The sequence below is a fragment of the Blautia sp. ZXY-1-B12 genome (assembly GCF_056339915.1).
In genome coordinates this window covers 1-6,935 of sequence record NZ_JBWJVP010000258.1, presented here as the reverse complement: position 1 = coordinate 6,935, position 6,935 = coordinate 1, and the positions used below count along the sequence as shown (strand labels likewise).

General features: G+C 40.7%; 3 protein-coding genes. 2 read left to right on the top strand and 1 reads right to left on the bottom strand.

The features are described 5' to 3' along the window. The coding region (locus AC075L_RS18105) for an Ig-like domain-containing protein (RefSeq protein ID WP_476387987.1) at positions 1 to 3,853 on the top strand (3,853 nt) is incomplete at its 5' end. A gap of 230 nt (positions 3,854 to 4,083) precedes the next feature. Next, complete coding sequence (locus AC075L_RS18100; RefSeq protein ID WP_118408637.1) at positions 4,084 to 5,085, top strand: helix-turn-helix domain-containing protein; 1,002 nt, start codon at positions 4,084 to 4,086, stop codon at positions 5,083 to 5,085. A 358-nt stretch (positions 5,086 to 5,443) separates the two neighbouring features. Here the strand turns inward: AC075L_RS18100 and AC075L_RS18095 are convergent, their stop codons facing one another. Further along, a complete protein-coding gene (locus AC075L_RS18095) occupies positions 5,444 to 6,655 on the bottom strand; it encodes an IS110 family RNA-guided transposase (protein WP_019160295.1) in 1,212 nt (403 codons plus the stop codon). Between the last annotated feature and the right edge of the window lie 280 nt (positions 6,656 to 6,935).

Genomic DNA, 6,935 nt, shown 5'->3' with positions numbered 1-6,935 from the left:
TGCAGCACAGGACACTTCTGCTACAACGAAACATACAGTGAAAATTGATACCAGTCCCAGTTATAAAATAGGTACGGATACAATTTATGATGTGATAAATAATCATGATGGGACATTGACTGTGGGGGAAGATCCGGAAATTATAGCATCTTCGGGCGAGTTAAGCAAAGGATATAGTATTAAATATAAGAGCCAAAACAATATCATGCCTTATGCGCAATATCATAGTAAGAATCCAGAATCAAACGATGAACGATATTATGGGATTAATAAGCTAAATGATATTCCTAAGGAAAGGAAAATTAATATTACGAATATTTATACTTTATTTTGTGTAGTTTCCGGTCACCTTGGAGGTGATATATTGGCTAATTATCAGGGGGTAGAAAACCCAATAAGAGTTAATTATGGTTTACAGGGTGGATCAGGTGGGCCAAATAGAGATTGGGTATGGAATGGTGATGGACAATGGAATACAGACCATAATATTGAGCCAACTAAAGCAGGCTATAAATTTGCTGGATGGTATACTCAAGCAAATGGAAATGGAAGCAAGATAGAGGGAGTTTCGCAGGCTGTTAATGCGGCGGTTGCAGGTTCCAATAACTATAAAGAAATAACATTATATGCAAAGTGGGTTCATAAGCATGCCTGGAACTATAGTTTAAGTGGCGATACTCTTAAGGCATATTGCTCAAACACAACGTCACAATGTGATTATTATGGAACAGGTTTTGACAATGCAAAGGCAACAGTTTCACTTAAGCTTAATGGATTTGATAACAATAACTGTGCTGAATATGGCAATTCTTATTCTGTAACATGTGCTAATAGTCTTCCGTCAGAAATAGGGGCAACAATAGGATCAATCATATATGCAGGCCGTGACGGGACCACTTTTTCGGAAAGTGAAACACTTCCCACCTCTCCAGGAAAATATAAAGCGAAAGTAAATATTACACTGCCTGGAGAGCAGTACTCAGGAGAGATATCTACTGATTTTGAAATTAAAAAGGCACCGGTTACCCTAACGGTTTTCCTGGATGATTTCACATATGGAGAGCAGCCAGCTATACAGATATGGGCAGCACCATCTGACAGTAAGGTAGTTTATCAATACAAAGTTAAGGATGAGGATGACAGTACTTATGCTGGTATAACGGAAGAAGGCCTGAAAAAACTTTCTGCCGGAGAATATACCTTAAAGGCAGTGGTGGAAGAAACAGCGAATTATGAGGGAGATTCTGATACCTGTATTTTTAAGGTTAAAAAAGCAAGTACTACGAATTCCGATTCCAAAGTCAGCATCAGTGGTTGGACATATGGTGGATATAATGGAGTAGAAAATACACCGTCAATAGATTCGAGCCTGAACCCGGAAAATCAGACAGTCCAGTACACTTACTATACAGATGGGGCATGTAGCACACAGACTTCAACTAAAAACGGAGCAGAAACAGAAGGCGGGGTACCAAAGAATGCAGGCACCTATTATGTAAAAGCCCAGATACCGGAATCTGCCAATTATAATGCCGGAACAGCAACCGGTACATTTGAAATAAAACCACTCCCGGCGCAGCTTGACTGGAGCAGTTCAGACCTGACTTACAATGGAAAGGACCAGACAGTCACTGCAAGGGTGAGAAATGCCCTGCCCGGTGATACCTTTACACTGACATATGAAACTAACGAAACTTACACAAACACCGGAAAGAATGCCCGGAAGTACACGGCAAAGGTTACAGCTCTCGGAAATGCCAATTACAGCCTCAGCCAAGAAGAGAGCATCCATCCATGGGTTATCAATCCAAAAGCAGTAACAGTGAAACCGGATGATTTACACAAGCATATCGGCGGGGAGGAACCTCAGCTTACTTATACCACAGACGGCATCGTTGAAGGTGAAACACTATCTGGGATCACATTGCAGAGAGTATCAGGTGAGGATGCCAGAAAATATGAAATTACAGCCACAGAAACAGCAGGTGCAAATCCGAATTATACTGTCACACGAGAGAAAGGCACCTTTACAATTGAGGACCATAACTGGCCAAAAGACGGAAAGATATTAAGCCCTGCAACTTCATGGTCAGAAGGAATGCAGGAGCGAACCTGTACAGCACCAGGCTGTGGTCAGAAAAGATATGATTCCATCCCGAAACAGGATGGAAAACCGGCGGATCCCTATGCAGATAAAATAGATAAATATATCCAGATATTTGGCTCAGAAATCACAGCAGCAGCTCTGGACAATGAAGAAACAATCCTTTTTGGACTTTTCCCGGGAAGTGATAAAACCAGAATTGATAATGGATCAGGAGCTAAAGTATGGCTTGAAATCAATCATGTTAATAATCTTGATCCTGCATGGCAGAATTTAATCAACATGGAAATAGAAAAGACAGTGGGAAAAAATGCAGACCAGATTTTATTCGACATAGATTTATACAGACAGCTTGCGGGTGAGAACAGGGTACTTATTACAAATCCGGGTATCAATATGAATATCAGGATTAAAATCCCGGATAAAATGATTAATAATCAGCCTTATACCATCCGGGATTATAAAATTCTCAGACTGCATAAGGACAGTGCAACGAATCAGGCAACTGTTGATATATTAGATTCTGTCTTTAACAGCAGTACTAACGAGCTTACCTTTAAGTCAGATAAATTCTCCATTTATGTACTGACTTACAAAGACACCTACTATTCCCCAAGCTACCCGGTAACAGGCATTAAGGTATCTCCGGATACTCTTACCTTAACAAAGAAAGATGAAACCGCCCAACTTACCGCAGAGGTGACACCGTCTTATGCAGACAATAAGCGTGTAACCTGGCAATCCAGCGATGAGAAAGTAGCAACTGTAGATGAAAACGGCAAGGTAACAGCAGTTGGAAACGGAACTGCCACCATTACCGCAACATCTGTAAGCGGCAGTTATACAGCGACAGTTTCCGTAACAGTGAAAATCCCTGTGGAAATCCAGAAGCTCACCATAGAAGCAGAGAAAGAAACCCTGACAAAGATTGGTGAATCCACAGAACTGAAAGTAAAGATCGAGCCTGAAAATGCAGATTTACAGAAACTGATCTGGAAATCCGATAACGAAAAAGTTGCCACTACAGATGAAAACGGCAAGGTAACAGCAGTGGGAAATGGAACTGCAGAGATCACAGTTACAACAGAGGATGGAAAAATTACAGCTTCCATTATGATCACAGTGAAAGTCCCGGATGAACCCACGATCAATAAGACCACAGGCTTCAGAAGGTTAAGAGCCCGTTCTGTAAAACAGACAAAAACTTCTGTGACATTGCAGTGGAACATCATTAAGGATGCAGATGGATATTTCATATACGGCAACCGCTGTAATACAGGTACAAAGTCTTACAAGTACAGGAAGCTTGCCACTATCACCGGTGGAGATATCAGCACATGGACCCAGAAGGACCTGAAAAAAGGTACTTACTATAAATATGTGGTAAAAGCCTACAGACTGGTAAATGGCAAAAAGGTAGTGACAGACACATCCATATCTGTACATGCAGTCACCGGAGGCGGTAAATACGGAAATGCAAAAGCTGTTTCCGTAACCCAGATTGGAAATAAGAGGAATGTTTCAAAGATCACCCTGAAAATGGGAAAAACCGCACAGATAAAAGCAAAAGAAGTAAAGAAAGATAAGAAGATCGAACGCCACAGAAAACTCTGCTACGAAAGCAGCAATACAAAAGTAGCCACCGTTACCCCGGATGGCCTTATCAGGGCAACAGGCAAAGGAACCTGCACAATATGGGTATATGCACAGAATGGCATATACAAAGCTCTGAAAATCACTGTAAAATAATCCTGATGGAAGTTTTCAATGTGAAATAAACAAATACCGGATTGAGCCAAACAGGCCTGATCCGGTATTTGTTATGTTATAGGAAATTACTCCGTAATGTTCCTATAACATAACAAAACCCTTCGGGCAGGATCGCACTGCGGCGAGAATTTATAAGTGTTATAGAAAAAACAGGAAAAAGGTGGTAATATAAAAAAATACAGAGAGAAAGGACGTGGCAGAGCGGACATATGACGGAAAATACAGTATTACCACTGATAAATACAGCATTTGAGCCAGGAAATGCAAGAAAAGCAGCAGAGAGTTTTGCAGACAGAGATTTCCGGGAGATCGCTATTGCAGAATTTTATTATTTCACAGGGCAGGCGCAGAAATGCAGTGATCTGGTGGAGATTTATATTATGAGTTCCCGGCTGGAACTGAAGCTGTCTGCATGTATGCTCTATGTGTACTCTAATCTTACGCTGGGAAATGCGAAGGCATCCGAACGTGGCCTTGAGATCATCCGGGAATGTCTGAGAAAAGAGATGGCAGCTCCCACTTCTGAGAGAAATACAGCATATTGTGTATTTGCAGGATATATGGGAACCGTTCTTTTACACCTCTCTACAGAGGAACTGCCGGATATGAAGAAATATATGAGCAGTCTGCCTCAGGGACTGAGAATTTTTGCTGCCAATGTAATTTCCCATGACCTTTATCTGAAAGGTGAATACAGCAGAGCGCTGGGAATCTGTGATGCGGCACTGTTTTCCTGTAAAGAAATTTATCCTGTTGGGATGATATATCTTTACTGTGTGACTGCTATGTGTGAAATCAGTCTGAAGAATCAGGCAGAAGCAGAAAAAGCCATACTCACTGCCTGGAAACTGGCAGAGAAGGATGAGCTTATCGAGCCGTTTATCGAACTCCACGGACTTCTCCAGGGACTTCTGGAGTCCTGCATCCGCAAAGAAAATCCGGAGATGTACAGAAAAATATCGGATGCAGTTATTACCTTCAGCCGTGGATGGATGGCGGTTCACAATCCTGCATCAGACAACCCTGTGACAGACGCTCTGACTACCATGGAATTTTCCATTGCCATGCTGGCCTGCCGGGACTGGAGCAACCGGGAGATCGCAGAACACATGGGGGTATCCCTAAACACAGTGAAGCATTATCTTACAGATATCTTTAACAAGCTTCATGTCAAAAAGAGGGATGAATTAAAGAATTTCGTATTAAAATAATCAGGAAATCCACGAAGATACGATATTTGCCCTGCGTAACCATCCGCTGATGCCGCAGGATATGAAAATACATAGTAATAATGCCTAAAAACAGAGGATACATTTTTAGTAAAAAACGCTTTTGAATAACTGCGCGTCGCATTCTCGTTACTTTAGTGATACTTAAATGAAAAACTAAATTCCAGTTGTAGACTTTTAAGTAGAATTGGAATTTAGTTTTTCATTTAAGTTTACTTTAGCCTGCAAATAAAAAGTCAATACTAAAATTGAAGAAAGTTAAAAAACTTTACAGGTTAAAAATTAGGCATTAAAATAAGGCCACCACAACCAGTGCTGGTCTGAAAGTAAAAGTTTTGAATTAGCTTGGATCAGGAAGAACAGAAAGATATTCTTTCACTCGTCCATAGTATATTCTGAGAAATTTATTAGCACCTGCAGTCATATAAACATAGTAAGGCTTACCCTGGGTGCGTTTTCTGTCCATGAATTGATATACAGGATCATCCTGAGGCATGGTTTTGATAAGAACATCCATTACTTGAAAAAGAGTCTTTCTTAAATTTGAAGATCCACGTTTGGATGTTGGGACGCTTTTTTGTGCATAGGAACCAGATTCGTTTACCCCAGGATCAACTCCGGCGAATGCAGTAAGGGCTCCTTTATGCGTGAATCTGGTTACATCACCGATCTCAGCCATAAGCTGTGGACCGAGAGATGGACCAATCCCTTTAAACTGCATGACAATTGAGTATTCAGGAAGCTTTGAGGCAGTCTCGTTCATGAGAGTGCGTATTGTTTCGACAGTAACGGAAGTACTGTTGAGCTGATCGATAGCTTGTCTGATGATATGTTTGGTTATTTCATTCTTAGGAAATACTGGAACAAGTTCCTTTGTTTTGGTGTAAATTTCTTCCGCTTTTGATTTATTGAAGGCATATTTTTTGCGCTTGCACCAGTTCTGATAATGTTCAACAAAAGCGTTTAGAGACATTTTACGAATGCAATCTACATGCCAGTATGTAGAGACAAAATCAACCCATTTCTGGGAACCATCACTGCGGGTGGGACTATTGAAATAAGTATTTGCATTTGGATAGGTCTGGTCAATGAGGCCAATAAGATTATTTTTCATAGCCGTTTTTTGTTTCACATAGAAATGGAACTGACGATTCATGACCTTTAGCTGAGCGCGTAATTCATCTGTAATACTATACGGTTCAAGACTTTGCCATTTGTCAAGAGCGTAGCGGGCAATCTTGACAGAATCAGCTTTGTCGGACTTGATTTTGCGAAGAGAATCGTTATTAAAATCTTTGACCAACTTGGGATTAACAGCACTGACAAAGAGATCTGCTGCTGAAAGCTGGTGAGCAAGTGCTTCGTAGTAGCGGCCGGTATGTTCCATTACAACCCGGGATTCACCTTCGATAGAATGAATAAGTTTAATAAGTGAATGGATATCACTGGATGTGTGCTTGATCTCAAAAGGAGAGGATACAATCTCCCCAAATGGTCTCAGAATTGTAACCATACTTTTACCTTTTGAAACATCGATACCTACTGCGTTCATAAATTTATCACTCCTTAAAAAATATTACAATGGATAAATACCAGTTTTACTCATTACCTGTTCAAACTACTGTGTGTGACACGAATGCACCTAATGTGATCCAACCTGCATAAAACGAACACTGTGAATGAGGAGCCGGTTATCAGTCTTAAAGTACGGACGCGAGGTCCAAGTGATGAAGTCGATATACCATTGCATCCTACATTCTAACAGTTTAAGTAATGAGATGGATAAATCCTTACTGGAAGTAAGGGGATTACCCATAAATATATTGTAGTAG

What these genes read in the sequence shown, in the direction of transcription:
- AC075L_RS18100 (WP_118408637.1), top strand. Translation starts at nt 4,084, where the DNA reads ATGACGGAAAATACAGTATTACCACTGATAAATACAGCATTTGAGCCA.
- AC075L_RS18095 (WP_019160295.1), bottom strand. Translation starts at nt 6,655, where the DNA reads ATGAACGCAGTAGGTATCGATGTTTCAAAAGGTAAAAGTATGGTTACA.